Source organism: Nocardioides sp. Z43_10 (assembly GCF_059766615.1).
On record NZ_JCBAJY010000002.1, the window covers coordinates 124318 to 139996 of the forward strand.

Annotated in this window: 10 protein-coding genes; 4 read left to right on the plus strand and 6 right to left on the minus strand. The window is 71.8% G+C overall.

The features are described from left to right. The first annotated feature begins 10 nt into the window (after window positions 1–10). Both AC6EI4_RS03855 and AC6EI4_RS03860 read left to right on the plus strand, forming a co-directional pair. Window positions 11–1201, plus strand: coding sequence for an acyl-CoA dehydrogenase family protein (locus AC6EI4_RS03855; RefSeq protein ID WP_498450636.1), 1191 nt, complete (start codon window positions 11–13; stop codon window positions 1199–1201). A 26-nt stretch (window positions 1202–1227) separates the two neighbouring features. After that, complete coding sequence (locus AC6EI4_RS03860) at window positions 1228–3102, plus strand: AMP-dependent synthetase/ligase (protein WP_498450637.1); 1875 nt, start codon at window positions 1228–1230, stop codon at window positions 3100–3102. A gap of 350 nt (window positions 3103–3452) precedes the next feature. Here the strand turns inward: AC6EI4_RS03860 and AC6EI4_RS03865 are convergent, their stop codons facing one another. After that, window positions 3453–4982, minus strand: a complete 1530-nt coding sequence (locus tag AC6EI4_RS03865) for an acyl-CoA synthetase (protein ID WP_498450638.1) — start codon at window positions 4980–4982, stop codon at window positions 3453–3455. 177 nt (window positions 4983–5159) lie between these two features. Here AC6EI4_RS03865 and AC6EI4_RS03870 point away from each other — a divergent pair, with 177 nt between their 5' ends. Then, on the plus strand, window positions 5160–7247 hold the full coding sequence (locus AC6EI4_RS03870) for an MMPL family transporter (protein WP_498424855.1): 2088 nt from the start codon (window positions 5160–5162) through the stop codon (window positions 7245–7247). 18 nt (window positions 7248–7265) lie between these two features. Next, window positions 7266–9833 (plus strand): bifunctional FO biosynthesis protein CofGH, encoded by a 2568-nt coding sequence (locus tag AC6EI4_RS03875; protein WP_498450639.1) that lies wholly within the window; start codon window positions 7266–7268, stop codon window positions 9831–9833. 27 nt (window positions 9834–9860) lie between these two features. On the opposite strand, the gene AC6EI4_RS03880 is transcribed toward AC6EI4_RS03875, so the two are convergent. The 5 genes from AC6EI4_RS03880 to AC6EI4_RS03900 all read right to left on the minus strand — a co-directional run bounded on the left by AC6EI4_RS03880 (window position 9861) and on the right by AC6EI4_RS03900 (window position 15533). After that, window positions 9861–11183 (minus strand): cytochrome P450, encoded by a 1323-nt coding sequence (locus AC6EI4_RS03880; protein ID WP_498450640.1) that lies wholly within the window; start codon window positions 11181–11183, stop codon window positions 9861–9863. 95 nt (window positions 11184–11278) lie between these two features. Continuing rightward, window positions 11279–12322 carry a substrate-binding domain-containing protein gene (locus AC6EI4_RS03885; protein WP_498450641.1) on the minus strand — a complete coding sequence of 348 codons (1044 nt, stop codon included), beginning with the start codon at window positions 12320–12322 and terminating at the stop codon, window positions 11279–11281. A gap of 70 nt (window positions 12323–12392) precedes the next feature. Then, window positions 12393–13643, minus strand: a complete 1251-nt coding sequence (locus tag AC6EI4_RS03890; RefSeq protein WP_498450642.1) for a sugar ABC transporter permease — start codon at window positions 13641–13643, stop codon at window positions 12393–12395. Further along, window positions 13636–14457: an ATP-binding cassette domain-containing protein gene (locus AC6EI4_RS03895; protein ID WP_498450643.1), complete on the minus strand. Its 822-nt coding sequence runs from the start codon at window positions 14455–14457 to the stop codon at window positions 13636–13638. Before AC6EI4_RS03895 ends, AC6EI4_RS03890 begins: the two co-directional genes overlap by 8 nt. Beyond that, window positions 14457–15533, minus strand: a complete 1077-nt coding sequence (locus AC6EI4_RS03900) for a substrate-binding domain-containing protein (RefSeq protein ID WP_498450644.1) — start codon at window positions 15531–15533, stop codon at window positions 14457–14459. Before AC6EI4_RS03900 ends, AC6EI4_RS03895 begins: the two co-directional genes overlap by 1 nt. Window positions 15534–15679: the final 146 nt, after the last annotated feature.

A 15679-nucleotide genomic window follows, 5' to 3' on the forward strand; every position in this document is an offset into this window, starting at 1 on the left:
GGCCGACGTCGTGGACTTCGACCTGCCCGAGACGGCGCTCGCCGTCCGCGACGGAGTGGCGGCCGTGGCCGCCAGGTACGACCACCGCTACTGGTCCGAGTGCGAGGAGCAGCACCGCTTCCCCACCGAGGCCTGGAACGACCTCGCCGAGGGCGGCTGGATCGGCCTGTGCGTCCCCGAGGAGTACGGCGGGGGCGGGGCCGGGATGCTGGAGCTGGCGGTGGCCTGCGAGACGCTCGCCGCCTCGGGGGGCACCGCCGGCATCTTCCTCTACATCCTCACCCCCGGCTTCGGGGCGATGACGCTGGCCCGCCACGGCACGCCGGCCCAGCGCGAGGCGATCCTGCCCGGCGTCGCCGCCGGGACGACGCAGTTCTGCATGGCGCTGACCGAGCCGGACGCGGGCAGCAACGCGATCGCGATCACCACGGCCGCGCGCCGCGACGGCGACGAGCTGGTGATCCGCGGGCAGAAGATCTGGATCTCCGGGATCGAGAACGCGCGGTGGATGATCGTGATCACCCGCACCACCCCGCTGGAGCAGGCCACCGAGAAGCTCGGCTCGCGCACCGGCGGCTTCACGGTGCTGCTCGTGGACGTCGAGCAGGCGGTCGCGGACGGGACGCTGACCTACACCCCCATCCCGAAGATGGGCGGCAACGTGGTCACCTCCAGCCAGGTCTTCTTCGACGACGTCCGGGTCCCCGCGAGCAACGTGATCGGCGAGATCGACAACGGCTTCCCGGTGCTGTGGGACGTGCTCAACCCCGAGCGGATCCTGGCCGCGGCCGGGGGTGTCGGCGCGGCCGAGGCGGCACTGCGCCTGGCGGCCGACTATGCCCGCGAGCGCGAGGTCTTCGGCCGCCCGATCGGCGCCAACCAGGCCGTGCAGTTCCCGCTGGCCCAGCTCAAGGCGAAGACCGAGCTGGCCCGGCTGATGACCTACAAGGCCGCCTGGCTCTTCGACCAGGGCCGCCCGTGCGGCGCGGAGACCAACGTGGCGAAACTGACCGGCTCGCAGGTGGCCTGGGAGGCGGCGAACCAGGCCTTCCAGACGTTCGGCGGGATGGCCTACTCCAAGGAGTACCCGGTCGAGCGGCTCTTCCGCGACAGCCGGATCGGCAAGAACATCCCGGTGGCCGAGGAGCTCATCCTCGCCCACATCGGCACCCAGATGCTCCACCTCCCCCGCAGCTACTGATCCCCTTTCATCCCGAGGAGAGACCCATGCCGGACACCCTTCAGCAGCGCGCGGAGATCGAGGCGGCGATCGCCGGGCTCACCCTGCCACTGGCGCTGGCCGCCACCGTCGACAAGTACGGCGACGAGCCGGCGTACTCCGACAAGATCGGCATCCCCGCCGACGACGTCCAGGGCTGGCGCACGCTCACCTGGCGCGAGGTGCGCGAGCGCGCGCTCGACCTCGCCGCCGGGCTCCTCGAGATCGGGGTCGCGCCCGGTGACACCGTGGCGATCATGGCCTCGAGCCGCACCGAGCACGTGCTGGCCGACCTGGCCGCCGTACACGCCGGGGCGACGCCGATGTCGGTCTACGCCACGCTGGCGCCCGAGCAGGTGCTGTTCGTCGCCGGTCACGCCGAGCCGAGCGTGGTGTTCCTGGAGGGCGCCGACCAGCTGGCCCGCTGGGAGCAGGCGCTGGACGCCTCGGGCAGCATCCGCAAGGTCGTGCTGATGGACGCCTCGGCCGTGCGGTCCGGCGACCGCTTCACGACCTTCGAGGAGCTGGCGAGCTCCGGCGCGGCGTACCGCGCGGCGCACGCCGAGGAGCTCGAGCAGCGCTGGCGGGCGATCGACCCCGACCAGCCGCTGACGATCCTGTACACCTCCGGCACCACCGGACACCCCAAGGGCGTGGTGCTGACCCACCGCAACATCCTCTTCGAGGCGGTCGGCTCCACCAGGACCGCCGGCATCGCCGAGCCCGGTGTGAGCATCTCCTACCTGCCCTTCGCCCACATCGCCGAGCGGATCCTGGGCATGTACGTCCCGCAGTCGCAGGGCGGGCACGTGCACCTGATCGCCGATCCCTCGCTGCTGGTCGGCGCGCTCGGCAGTGTGCGGCCCACGCGCTTCTTCGGCGTCCCGCGGGTCTGGGAGAAGATCAAGACCGGCGTCTCGGCCAAGCTCGCCGCCGAGCCGGACGAGGCCAAGCGCGCGTTCGTCGAGGACGCGATGGCGGTCGGCCTGGAGTACATCGAGTCCCAGCAGACCGGGCAGACCACCAGCCCCGAACTGCAGGCGCGCTTCGAGGCCGCCGACGCCGCGATCCTCGGGGTGCTGCGCGCCCTGCTCGGCCTGGATCGGGTGGAGTGGGCGGCCAGCGCGGCGGCCCCGATGCCGGTCGAGGTCGCCCGGTTCTTCGCCGGGCTCGGGATCAAGGTCTACGACGTCTACGGGATGACCGAGACCGCGTCGGCGGTGGCCTCGTGCGGCCCGGAGTCGTTCCGGCTCGGCACCGTCGGGCGGGCGCTGGCCGGCATCGAGGTCACGCTGGCCGAGGACGGCGAGATCCTCGCCCGGGGCCCGATCACCACGCCGGGCTACTACCGCCAGGAGGACGCCACCCGGGCGCTGATCGACGAGGACGGCTGGGTGCACACCGGCGACATCGGCGAGATGGACGAGGACGGCTTCCTCAAGGTCGTCGACCGCAAGAAGGAGATGATCATCACCTCCTCGGGCAAGAACATCGCCCCGTCCAACATCGAGAACCTCCTCAAGGAGAGCCCGATCGTCGGGCACGCCCTGGTCTTCGGCGAGGGCCGCCCCTACGTCGTCGCCGTCCTCACCCTGGACTCCGACGTCGCCCCGGCCGTCGCGCAGCAGCTCGGGCTGGAGTACGCCGACCTCGCCGACCTCGCCCAGCAGCCGGCCATCCAGGCGATGGCGCAACAGGCGGTGGACCGCGCCAACGAGCGGCTCTCCCGCCCCGAGCAGGTCAAGGCCTTCGAGCTGCTGCCGGTGGAGTGGACGGCCGAGTCCGAGGAGCTGACCCCCACCCTGAAGGTCAAGCGCCGGGTCGTGCACCAGAAGTACGCCGACGTCCTGGACCGCCTCTACTCCCACCCCGAGTCGGCGTGAACTCCCACCCCTGAGGCGCCGAGTCGGCGCAACCTCACCGCCGTACGACGCCGAGTCGGCGTGAACTCACCGCCCGTACGACGCCGACTCGGCGCAACCTCGCACCGCTGAGGCGCCGAGTTGGCGCAACCTCACCGCCGTACGCCGAGACGGGAGTGCGAGTCCACGCCGACTCGCGCCACCACAAGCGCGAGTCCACGCCGACTCGCGCCACCACAAGCGCGAGTCCACGCCGACTCGCGCCACCACAAGCGCGAGTTCACGCCGACTCGCGCCACCACAAGCGCGAGTTCACGCCGACTCGCGCTGGCTGGGGTGCGAGTTCGCGCCGGGTCGGCGGGTGTGGGGGGTCAGTTGACGTACTCGTCGCGGAGCTTGCCCTTGACCATCTTGCCCGTCGGCGTGCGAGGGAGGTCGTCGCGGAAATGGATCTCGCGCGGGACCTTGTAGTGCGCGATCCGCTCCCGGGCGTACGACGTCAGCTCGGCGGCCAGCGCCTCGCCCGGCTCGACCCCCTCGGCGGGCTGCACGAAGGCCACCACCCGCTCCCCCATCTCCTCGTCGGGCACCCCGAGCACGGCGATGTCGGTGACCGCCGGGTGCAGGCTGAACAGGTCCTCGACCTCCTGGGGATAGATGTTCACCCCGCCGGAGATGATCATGAACGCCTTGCGGTCGGTCAGGTAGAGGAAGCCGTCCTCGTCGACGTAGCCCAGGTCCCCCACCGTCGTCCAGGTCGGATGCTGCGGGTGCCGGGTGCTCGCGGTCTTGGCCGGGTCGTTGTGGTAGCTGAAGCTGCCCTCCTCCCGCTCGAACCACACCGTGCCCACCTCGCCGGGGCCGAGCTCGGCGCCGTCCTCGCCGCAGATGTGCAGGACGCCGAGCAGGGCCACCCCCACCGAGCCGGGGTGCTCGAGCCAGGTCGCGGAGTCGATGAACGTCGCGCCGTTGGCCTCGGTGGAGGCGTAGTACTCCTGGATGATCGGCCCGAGCCACTCGATCATCCGGCGCTTGACCTCGACCGGGCACGGCGCCGCCGCGTGCACCACGACCTCGAGCGAGGAGGTGTCGTAGCCGGCGCGGACCTCGTCGGGCAGCTTGAGCAGCCGCACGAACATCGTCGGCACCATCTGGGTGTGGGTGACCCGGTGCTCGGCGACCGCGCGCAGCGCCGCCTCCGGCTCGAACTTCTCCATCATCACCAGCGTCCCGCCGAGGGCGTGGATCACGCCGCCGAAGCGCAGCGGAGCCGCGTGGTAGACCGGCGCCGGCGAGAGGTAGACGGTCTCGGTGTCGAACCCGTAGAGGGCACCGAAGATCGTCACGTACTGGTAGCCCGGCTCGTCCACGGCGTAGGTGGGCAGGTCCAGCTTGATGCCCTTGGGGCGCCCGGTAGTGCCGGAGGAGTAGAGCAGGTCGTCGCCGTGCGGCTGCTCGGGCAGCGGCACCGCACTCGCCGCCGCGAGCGCCTGCTCGTACGACGCGTAGTCGGCCACCTCACCGCCGTAGGCCAGCCGGACCGGGACGTGCACGATCCCCTGCATCGCGTCGAGGAGCTCCGCCTTGGCCGCGGAGACGACCAGGGCGCGCGCCTCGCAGTCGTTGACGATGTAGGCAGCCTCGTCCGCGGTCAGGTTGTGGTTGACGGCAGTGATGTAGAGCCCCGAGCGCAGCGCCGCCCAGTACACCTCGTAGGTCTCGGGAGTGTTGTCGCTGAGCAGCGCCACCACGTCGCCTCGGCGCAGCCCGGCGTCGTACAGGTGGCGGGAGAGGCGGATGCTGCGCTCGTCGAGCTGCGCGTAGGTGAGGGTGCGCCCGGAGCCGGCCATCACCAGCGCGGGCTTGTCGGGGGACTTCTCGGCCCAGGTTCCGGGATACATCGCGGACGTCCTCCTCATGCTCGGTGCGTGACCCACGTCACTCCTGGGGCGACTATGCCAGTTGAACTGTCACGGTTCTACCCGTACGGCGGATGCCGATGAGTTCCGGGAGGACCGGGGGTCGAACTCAGGGAGGAACCCGATGCGCCCGCCCCCCGCCCCTGCTGGAGTCGTCCCATGCACCCTTCGATCGCCGGAAAGCTCACCGGCCCCGTCACCAAGTGGATCGTGCTGGCCCTCTGGCTGGTGGCGATGGTCGTCTTCGGGGCGTTCTCCTCGAAGCTCACCGAGGTCCAGAACAACGAGGCCTCCTCCTGGCTGCCCGCCTCGGCCGAGTCGACCAGGGCGCTGGAGAAGCTCGAGCCCTTCCAGGATCCCGATGCGATCCCGACCGTGATCGTCTACGAGCGCTCCTCGGGGCTGACCCCCGAGGACCTGGCCACCGCCAAGGAGCACGCGGCCGAGTTCTCCCAGCTGCGCGGCGTCGAGGGCGAGGTCGTCGGACCGGTCCCCTCCGCGGACGGGCAGGCCGCCCAGACGGTGGTCACGTTCAACTTCGGCAAGAACGGCTGGGAGGAGATGCCCGACGTCGCCGACGAGCTGCGCGACATCTCCGCCATCGACGGCGTCGACACCTACGTCGCCGGCTCCGGCGGCCAGGCCGCCGACTCCTTCGAGGCCTTCGCCGGCATCGACAGCACGCTGCTGCTGGCGACCCTGTCCGTGGTGATCGTGATCCTGCTGTTCACCTACCGCAGCCCGGTGCTGTGGGTGCTGCCCATCGTCTCGGCGCTGTGCGCCTTCACGGTCTCCGGGGGCCTGGTCTACTTCCTGGCCAAGTACGCCGACCTCACCGTGAACGGGCAGAGCCAGGCGATCCTGACCATCCTGGTGATCGGCGCCGGCACCGACTACGCGCTCCTGCTGGTCGCCCGCTACCGCGAGGAGCTACGCCGCCACGAGAACCGGCACGAGGCGATGGCGTTCGCGCTGCACCGCGCGGCGCCGGCGATCCTGGCCAGCGCCGCCACCGTGGCCGTGGGGATGCTGTGCCTGATGTTCGCGGAGATGAACTCCACCGCGGGCCTCGGCCCGGTCGCCGCGATCGGCGTGGGCGTCACGTTCCTGGTGATGGTCACCCTGCTGCCGGCCCTGCTGGTGATCTTCGGGCGCTGGATCTTCTGGCCCCGCCGCCCGACGTTCACCTCCTCCGAGCCCACGCAGTCGGGCTTCTGGGCCAAGGTCGGCTCCCGGATCGCCGTGCGCCCCCGCGCCGTCTGGGTGGTCACCACCGGGCTCCTGCTCGTCGCCTGCCTGGGCCTGTTCCGCCTGGACGCCAACGGCCTGGCCACCGACGAGCAGTACACCAAGGACTTCGAGTCGGTGACCGGGCAGCAGGTGCTCATGGACCACGGGCTGGTCGACGCCTCCAACCCGATCATGGTGGTCGCCAACGCCAGCCACGGCGAACAGGTGCGTGCCGCCCTGAGCGAGGTCGAGGGCATCGATGCCGCGAGCAAGCCACGGGTCGCGGGCGACGTCGCCTACGTCTCGGCGACGTTCGGGGGCGACCCGGCTGCGCAGCCGGCCTTCGAGCTGGTCGAGGACGCCCGCGACTCGGTGCACGCCGTCGACGGCGCGGACGCGGAGGTGGGCGGGTTCACCGCGATCTACCTCGATACCAAGAACGCCTCCACACGCGACAACTACGTGATCATCCCGATCGTGCTGCTGGTGGTGATGGTGATCCTGATGGTCCTGCTGCGGGCGATCACCTCGCCGGCGATCCTGGTCGGCACGGTGGTGCTGTCGTTCAGCGCGGCGCTCGGACTCTCGGTGCTGCTCTTCGAGTACGTCTTCGACTTCGCCGGCTCCGATCCCGCCTTCCCACTCTTCGCGTTCGTGTTCCTGGTGGCGTTGGGCATCGACTACAACATCTTCCTGATGACCCGGGTCCGCGAGGAGACGATGACCCACGGCACCCGCCGAGGATCGCTGATCGGGCTCACCTCGACCGGCGGGGTGATCACCTCCGCGGGCGTGGTGCTCGCCGCGACCTTCCTGGTGCTCGGCACCCTGCCGCTGGTCTTCCTGGCCGAGCTCGGGACGACCGTCGCCCTCGGCGTACTGCTCGACACCCTGATCGTGCGCTCGGTGCTGGTCACCGCGATCAACCTCGACCTGGGTGGACGCATCTGGTGGCCCAGCAGCCTCGACCGCGGATCGGTCCCAGCCAGTGGGGTGGTGGAGAAGGCCGGCGTCTGAGGGGAGAGACTGGAGCGCATGAGCTCACGCCCGACCGATCCCGGGAGCGACCAGGTCACCCCGCAGGCCGTACGTCGGGCCCTGGCCCGCGCCGAGCGCGGCGCCGCCCTCGACGTCACCGAGGCCACCGCGCTGCTCGCCGCCCGCGGCGACGAGCTGGACCGGCTGTGCGCCGCCGCCGCCAAGGTCCGCGACGCCGGCCTGGCGGCGGCCGGCCGGCCCGGAGTCGTCACCTACTCCCCCAAGGTCTTCATCCCGGTCACCCGGCTGTGCCGCGACCGCTGCCACTACTGCACCTTCGTGGAGACCCCGGGCCAGGCGGCCCGCGAGGGCCGCGCGCCCTACCTCTCCCCCGACGAGATCCTCGAGATCGCCCGCCAGGGCGCCGAGCTGGGCTGCCTGGAGGCGCTGTTCACGCTCGGGGACCGCCCCGAGGACCGCTGGCCCGAGGCCCGGGCCTGGCTCGACGAGCAGGGCTACGACTCGACGCTGGCCTACCTGCGCGCCATGGCGGTGCGGGTGCTGGAGGAGACCGGCCTGCTGCCCCACCTCAACCCGGGCGTGATGTCGTGGGAGGAGATGAACCGGCTCAAGCCGGTCTCGCCGTCGATGGGGATGATGCTCGAGACCACCTCGACACGGCTGTTCACCGAGAGGGGCGAGGCGCACTTCGGCTCCCCCGACAAGGACCCGGCGGTGCGGCTGCGCACGCTGGAGGACGCCGGCCGGCTCTCCGTCCCGTTCACCAGCGGCCTGCTGGTCGGCATCGGCGAGACCCTGACCGAGCGGGCCGAGACCGTCTTCGCGCTGCGCGGCGTGGCCCGGCGCTACAGCGCGCTGCAGGAGGTGATCGTCCAGAACTTCCGCGCCAAGCCCGACACCGCGATGCGGCAGCGCGACGACCTCGGCCTCGACGAGTACCGCGCCACGATCGCGGTCACCCGGCTGGTGCTCGGGCCCCGGATGCGGATCCAGGCTCCGCCGAACCTGGTGGATCTCGCCGAGTGCCGCGCGCTGCTCGAGGCGGGCGTCGACGACTGGGGCGGCGTCTCCCCGCTCACCCCCGACCACGTCAACCCCGAGCGCCCGTGGCCCTCGCTGGAGCGGCTGCGCGACCTCACCGCCGCCTGCGGCCTCGAGCTGCGCGCCCGGCTCACCGTGCACCCCGAGTACGTCGTGCGGGGCGAGCCCTGGATCGACCCGCGGGTCTCCGGCCACGTCGCCGCGCTGGCCGGCGACGACGGCCTCGCGCGCCCCGGCGTACGACCCACCGGGCTGGCGTGGCAGGAGCCCGACGGCGGGTTCGCCAGCGTCGGCGAGGGCCGCGGGCGCACCGACCTGCACGAGAGCGTCGACACCACCGGACGCTCCAGCGACCGGCGCGCCGACTTCGACAGCGTCTACGGCGACTGGGACGAGGTCCGCGACAGCGTGGCGCCGGCCTCGGCCTCGGCCTCGGCCCCGGCCGTGTCGGGCCCGGCCGCCGACGCCGAGGGCCGCGCGGCCCTGGCCGCCGCCGAGCGGGACCCGGGCAACCTCAGCGACGCGCACGCGCTGAGGCTGATCACCGCCGAGGGCGACCTGCTCGAGCAGGTCTGCCGGCTCGCCGACGACCTGCGCCGCGAGGTGGTCGGGGACGAGGTGACCTACGTCGTCAACCGCAACATCAACTTCACCAACGTCTGCTACGTCGGCTGCCGGTTCTGCGCGTTCGCCCAGCGGCGCACCGACGCCGACGCCTACTCGCTCTCCCTCGACCAGGTCGCCGACCGGGCCGAGGAGGCCTGGGGGCTGGGCGCCACCGAGGTCTGCATGCAGGGCGGCATCGACCCCGAGCTGCCCGGCACGGCGTACTTCGACCTGGTCCAGGCGGTCAAGCAGCGGGTCCCGCAGATGCACGTGCACGCCTTCTCCCCGATGGAGATCGTCAACGGCTCCTCGCGCACCGGGCTGAGCTTCGAGGACTTCCTGATCAAGGCCCGCGAGTCCGGCCTGGACACGATCCCGGGCACGGCCGCGGAGATCCTCGACGACGAGGTCCGCTGGATCCTGACCAAGGGCAAGCTGCCCACCTCCACCTGGGTGGAGATCATCTCGACCGCGCACCGGGTGGGCATCCCGACCACCTCGACGATGATGTACGGCCACGTCGACAACCCGCGCCACTGGGTGCAGCACCTGCGGGTGCTCAGCCGGATCCAGGACGAGACCGGCGGCTTCACCGAGTTCGTGCCGCTGCCGTTCGTGCACACCTCGGCGCCGATCTACCTGGCCGGGGTGGCCCGGCCCGGCCCGACGCTGCGCGACAACCGCGCGGTGCACGCGATGGCGCGGATCCTGCTGCACGGGCGGATCGCCAACATCCAGACCAGCTGGGTCAAGCTCGGCGTCGAGGGCACCCGGGCGATGCTGCGCGCCGGGGCCAACGATCTGGGCGGGACGCTGATGGAGGAGACGATCTCGCGGATGGCCGGCTCCGAGCACGGCTCGGCCAAGACCGTGGAGGAGCTCGTCGAGATCGGCGCCGGCATCGGCCGACCCGTCCGGGAGCGGCTCACGACGTACGGGCGCCCGGAGCGCGGCTGAGCCTCGCTCGGCCGCCGCCGGGACGGCTCAGGCGGTCCCCTCGACGTCCAGGTCGCGGGCCGCCCCGGTCGCGGAGGCGCCGAGCGGTCGGACCGGCAGCGACTCGATGCCGAACACGATCGACTGCTGGGGGTGCACCAACCGGTCGGTGGCGAGCGCCATCGCCGGGAAGCGCCTGACCAGGGCGGGAAAGGCGGCCCGCAGCTCCATCCGGGCCAGCTCGGCGCCCACGCAGCGGTGCAGCCCGTGGCCGAAGGCGAGGTGGGAGCGCACCGGGCGGCCGGGGTCGAACTCCTCGAGGTCCGGACCCAGCACGGGATCGCGGTCGGCCGCCGGCAGCGAGACGAGCACCACGTCGCCGGGCGCGATCCGCTGCCCGCCGACCGTGACCTCGCTGCGCACGAACCGCGGGAACGCCACCTGGACCACCGACAGGTAGCGCAGCAGCTCCTCCACGACGGGGTCGACCGCCGCGGGGTCGGTGCCCAGCCGCTCCCACCACGCCGGGTGGTCCAACAGCACCGCCGTGCCCAGCGCGAGCATCCCGGCGCTGGTCTCCATCCCACCGGTGAAGACGCCGTCGGCGAGCCCGCCGAGGTCGAAGTCGCTGATCTCGTCGCCGTGCTCGCGGATGATCTGGCCGATCAGCCCCGGCCCCGGGTCCTGACGCTGGCGCCGGGTCTCCTCGAACAGGAAGGACCGCGACCCGGAGATCGCCCCGAAGCTCGCACTGCCGCCCCCGCTCACGTCGAAGCGGGCCGCGCCGAGCCGGCGGAACGTCTCCCGCTTCGCGTCGGGCAGCCCGAGCAGCTCGCAGATGACCAGGAACGGGACCGCGAAGCCGAAGGCCGGGACCAGGTCGACGACGCCGTCGGGGCCGGCCTGCTCACCGAGCCGGTCGAGCTGGCGCGCGACGATGTCGTCGATCAGCGGCGCCATCCGGTCGAGGCGGCGCATGGTGAACTCGGGGGTGAGCAGCCGACGCAACCGGGTGTGGTCCGGCGGGTCGGTGAAGCCCAGGCCGCCCACGTCCCCGTCGTCGGCGCCGCTGCGCCCGACGTAGGGCCGGATGTCGGTGCTGTACGACGTCTGGTCGGCGAGGACCTCGCGAGCCTCCTCGAAGCCGGTCACCAGCCAGACCCCCATGCCGAGGAAGCCGGTCAGGTGGTGCACCGGCTGCTCGGCCCGGAGCTCGCCGAGCCGTGCCGGCGGGTCGAGACCCTCGCGTCTCAGCGGCCAGACCAGGCTCGCCGGCACGGCGTCGAGCCGGGTCAGGTCGATGCCCCGGCGCCCGGCCTGCGCGAGCGCGGCCCGGCGGACCCAGTGCTGGAGCCGGCTCCTGTGGCGCATGCGTGCCTTCCGTGCGATGTCGGGTGTCGTGGGCTCAGTCTCCACGAGAGTGGCGCCGACGGCATCAGGTGACACCCTGAGTTGTGCCGGACTCCCTAGGAGATGCCCAGCGCGACGCAGCGCGCCATGGTGGCGGCGTCGCAGATCTCCTCGATGGAGTGGACGCCGTCGCGCACCACGGTGTTGGTCAGATCCCGCACCGTGACGCTCACCGGCTCGAGCACGAACGAGTCCACGCCCTCGTACTCCTGGGCGCCGGTGATCTCCTCCTCGGTCACCAGCCGCACGGCGATGTCCGCGGCCTGGCGCGCCTCGGCGACCAGAGGCTTGAGGACCGTCATCTCCTGCTCCCCGCGCACGATGCGGCGCACCGCCGACAGCTCCGCGTCCTGGCCGGTGATCACCGGCCAGCGGGCCGCCGGGACCCCTGCGGCCTGCAGCGCCTCGACCACCCCGCCCGCCTGGACGTCGTTGGCGGCCATGATCGCCCCCACCCCCCGCAGCGGGTCGCGGCCGGGCCGGAGCTGCTCGGCGACCCAGTCCCGGGCCTCCTCGGCGCCCCAGGTGCGCGGGTCGAGCTCGGCGCGCACCTTGACGCCGCCCTCGTCCAGCACCGTACGGGCGGCGAGGGCGGCCTGGGCGGCGTTGGGGTCGTCGGAGCCGCCGTTGATGACCAGCGCCGTGCCACCGGAGCCCAGGGCCCGGACGACCGCCGTCGCCTGGAGCCGGCCGACCGCCGCGGCGTCGACGCCGACGAGCCAGTCGGCTCCGGCCACGTAGCGGTCGTAGGCCACCACCGGGACGTCCCCGGCGCGCTCCACCAGCTCCTCGCCGCCGGCGGAGTCGACGGGGTTCAGGATCACCACGTCCGCGCCGTCGTCGAGGGCCTCGTCGAACTGCTCGGACTGGCGCTGCGCGTCGCCGTCGGCGTTGTGCACGACCAGCTCGCAGCCGTCGCAGGCCTGCTCGACCCGGTCGCGGATGGTGGGCTCGTCGACCTCGGTCCAGCGGGCGGCGCGCTCGCTGCCGAGCAGCAGCGCCACGGTGCGGCGCTCGGAGTCCTGACAGCCCGCGAGACCGCCGCCCACCAGGGCGACGGTCAGCAGGCCTGCCAGGGCGGCCGAGACACGAGTTCTCATCCGGCCACGCGGAGAGCAGGGAAGCCGATCACCAGACGATGATCCCACGCGGCTCCCGAGCCGGCGGCGCCTACCCGCGTCCGCTCGAGGACCTCGCCCGCCGCGAGACCGAGTCGATGGCGACCGCCAGCAGCAGCACCGCGCCGGTCACCATGAACCGCACCGAGGAGTCGACACCGAGCAGGTTCAGCCCGTTCTGGATCCCGATCAGCACCACGATGCCGAGCATCGCGGCGTACGCCGAGCCGCGGCCGCCGAAGAGGCTGGTGCCGCCGATGACCGCCGCCGCGATCGCGGTGAGGTTGGTGTCGCCGGTGCCGCTGCCCTGCGAGACCGAGGTCACCTGCGCCGCGGCGAGCAGCCCGCCGACGGCGGCGAGCACCGAGCAGCCGGCGAAGGCGGTGAAGTAGACCCGCCCCACCCGGATGCCGGAGCGCCGGGCGGCCTCCACGTTGCCTCCGACCGCGAACAGGTGGCGGCCCCACCGGGTCCGGCGCAGCGCGATGTCGAGCAGCACCACCAGCAGCACGAAGAACAGCCACAGGTAGCCCCAGCCGCGGTCGATGTTGAGGTAGTAGGTCAGCAGCCCCAGGACGAGCGCCATCAGCGCGGCCTTGATCGCGATCAGCGGCACCCACCCGGTGGACAGCCCCGCGCGCTGCCTGGTCCGCAGCGTCCAGAGCTGGCTCCCGGCGTACAGCGCGGTCACCAGCGCGACCAGCAGGTAGGAGACCGCGTCGCCGGCGAACTGGTAGCGGGCGAACTCGACCAGGTAGTTGTCGTTGGTCAGGTTGATGGTGCCGTTGTCGCCCAGGACGTAGAGCAGCATGCCCTGGAAGGCGAGCAGCCCGGCCAGCGAGAAGACGAAGCTGGGCACCCCCACCTTGATGAACAGCAGCGCGTAGAGCGAGCCGATCGCCAGGCCGATCCCCAGCGCCGCCAGGATCCCGACCGTGACCGAGTAGCCCTTGTCGACGACGAGGACCGCCATGCTGGCGGCGGCGAACCCGCTCGTCGAGCCGACCGAGAGGTCGATCTCGCCGAGCAGCAGCACCAGCACGATGCCCAGCGAGATGACCCCCACCGGCGCCGCGAACTGGGTGATGCTGACCAGGTTGCGCGAGGACAGGAAGATCGGCTCCATCGCGTAGAACACCAGGCTGATCAGGACCAGGCCGAGCACCACCGGCAGCACGCCCAGCTCGCCGGTGCGCAGCCGGCTCCACGAGGAGCGCAGGTAGCCCCCGAGGCCCTGCTCCTGGATGAGCCGCTCGTCGGCCAGGTCGGCGGCGACGGGCGAGGCGGTGAGCTGGTCAGCCATGGTCTTCTCCCGGGTTGCGGCGGTGGGCGCGCGAGGCGACGACGTTGTCCGAGGCTCCGGTGATCGCCGCCACCAGCTGCTCGGTGCTCACCTGGTCGGCGTTGAACTCGGCGGCGTTGCGGCCCAGGCGCAGGACCACGATCCGATCCGCGACCGCCTGCACGTCGGCCATGTTGTGGCTGACCAGGATCACCGCGAGACCGGTCTCGCGCAGCCGCTCCACGAGGTTGAGCACCTCCGCCGTCTGGGCCACGCCCAGGGCCGCGGTCGGCTCGTCGAGGATCACCACCTGGGGGCTCCCGACCAGGCTGCGCGCGATCGCGACCGTCTGGCGCTGCCCGCCCGAGAGCGAGGCGATCGGGATCCGGACCGAGGGGATCTTGGCGGAGAGGGTGCGCAGCAGCCGCCACGCCTCCTTCTCCATCTCGACCTCGTCGAGCAGGAGCCCGGCGGAGCGCTCCTGGCCGAGGAAGAGGTTGGCGACCACGTCGAGGTTGTCGCACAGCGCCAGGTCCTGGAAGACGGTGGCGATGCCCAGGGCCTGGGCCTGGCTGGGCCCGGACATGTGCACCGGCTGTCCGGCGAACGTCATCTGGCCGGCGTCGGGCTGGTAGACCCCCGAGATCACCTTGACCAGGGTGGACTTGCCGGCGCCGTTGTCGCCCACGAGTGCGACGACCTCTCCTGCGGAGACCTGGAAGCCCACGTCGGTCAGTGCCTGGACGGCCCCGAACCGCTTGTCCACCCCGGTCAGGGAGAGCACTGCCTCCCTGACCGGGGTGACCGCGGCGCCGCCCTTGGTGAGCTCGGCCATCACTTCAGGCCGGCGGCCGTGCAGGCCTCGGCGTACTCCTCGGTGCAGATGTCCTCGACCGAGTAGAAGCCGTCGGCCACGATCGTGTCGTTGATGTTGTCCTGGGTCACCACGATCGGGTCGAAGATGAACGACGCGACGCCCTCATAGTCGGTCGTCTCGCCGACGTCCTCGCCGTTCGCCAGGGCGACCGCGACCTCGGCGGCCTTCTCGGCCTCGATCGGGATCGGCTTGTAGATCGTCATCGACTGCTGGCCCGCGACGATCCGCTGGATGGCGGCCAGCTCGGCGTCCTGGCCGGTGATCGGCGGCAGGGCGTCCGCGGCCACGTCGGCTCCGGTCAGCGCGGCGACCACGCCGCCGGCCTGGCCGTCGTTGGCGGCGTAGACGCCCACCACCTTGTCGGCGCCGACCTTGGTCAGCTGGTCGGTGGTCCACTTCTGGGCGTTCTCCGGGCTCCAGTCGGGGTTGTCGTACTCCGCCAGGATCTCCACGCCGCTCTCGTCGAGCACGCTGTGGGCGCCGGCCTTGAACTGCGCCGCGTTGGGGTCGGTGGGCGAGCCGTTCAGCATCAGGATCCCGCCCTTGTCGCCGACCGCGTCGACGAGCGCCTGGGCCTGCATCTCGCCGACGGTCTCGTTGTCAAAGGACATGTAGTAGTCGGCACCCTCGATGAACCGGTCGTAGGCGATCACCTCGATGCCCGCCTCCTGGGCGTCACGCACCGAACTGGTCGCCGCCTTGCCGTCGACCGGGTCGAGGACGATGACGTCGACCTCCTGGGTGATCGCCGAGTCGACGTCGCGGGCCTGCTTGTCCTTGTCCTGGTCTGCGTTGAAGTAGGTGACCTCGCAGTCGTCGCACAGCTCGGCGACCTTCTCCTCGAACAGCGGCCGGTCGAACGCCTCGTAGCGCGTGGTCTGCGACTCCGGCAGCAGCAGGGCGATGCTCTTGCCGCTGCCCCCGCTGGCCTCGTCGCCGGACTGGTCGTCGTTGGCGCCGCACGCCGACAGGCCGGTGACGCCGATGAGAGCCGCCGCGGCGAGGGCCGCGAGACGGTAGCGAGTGATGGCCATGGGAGCTCCTCGGTCACAGATGGCGCGCGGGCCACGACCCGCAGCTGGGTAGTCACGAGTGTGAGGAAGATCACAGTTGACGTCAAGAGTTGAATACAATGCGGCTAGGTGACCGGGTCTAGTGGCCCTAGTCGCCACTCCTTGAC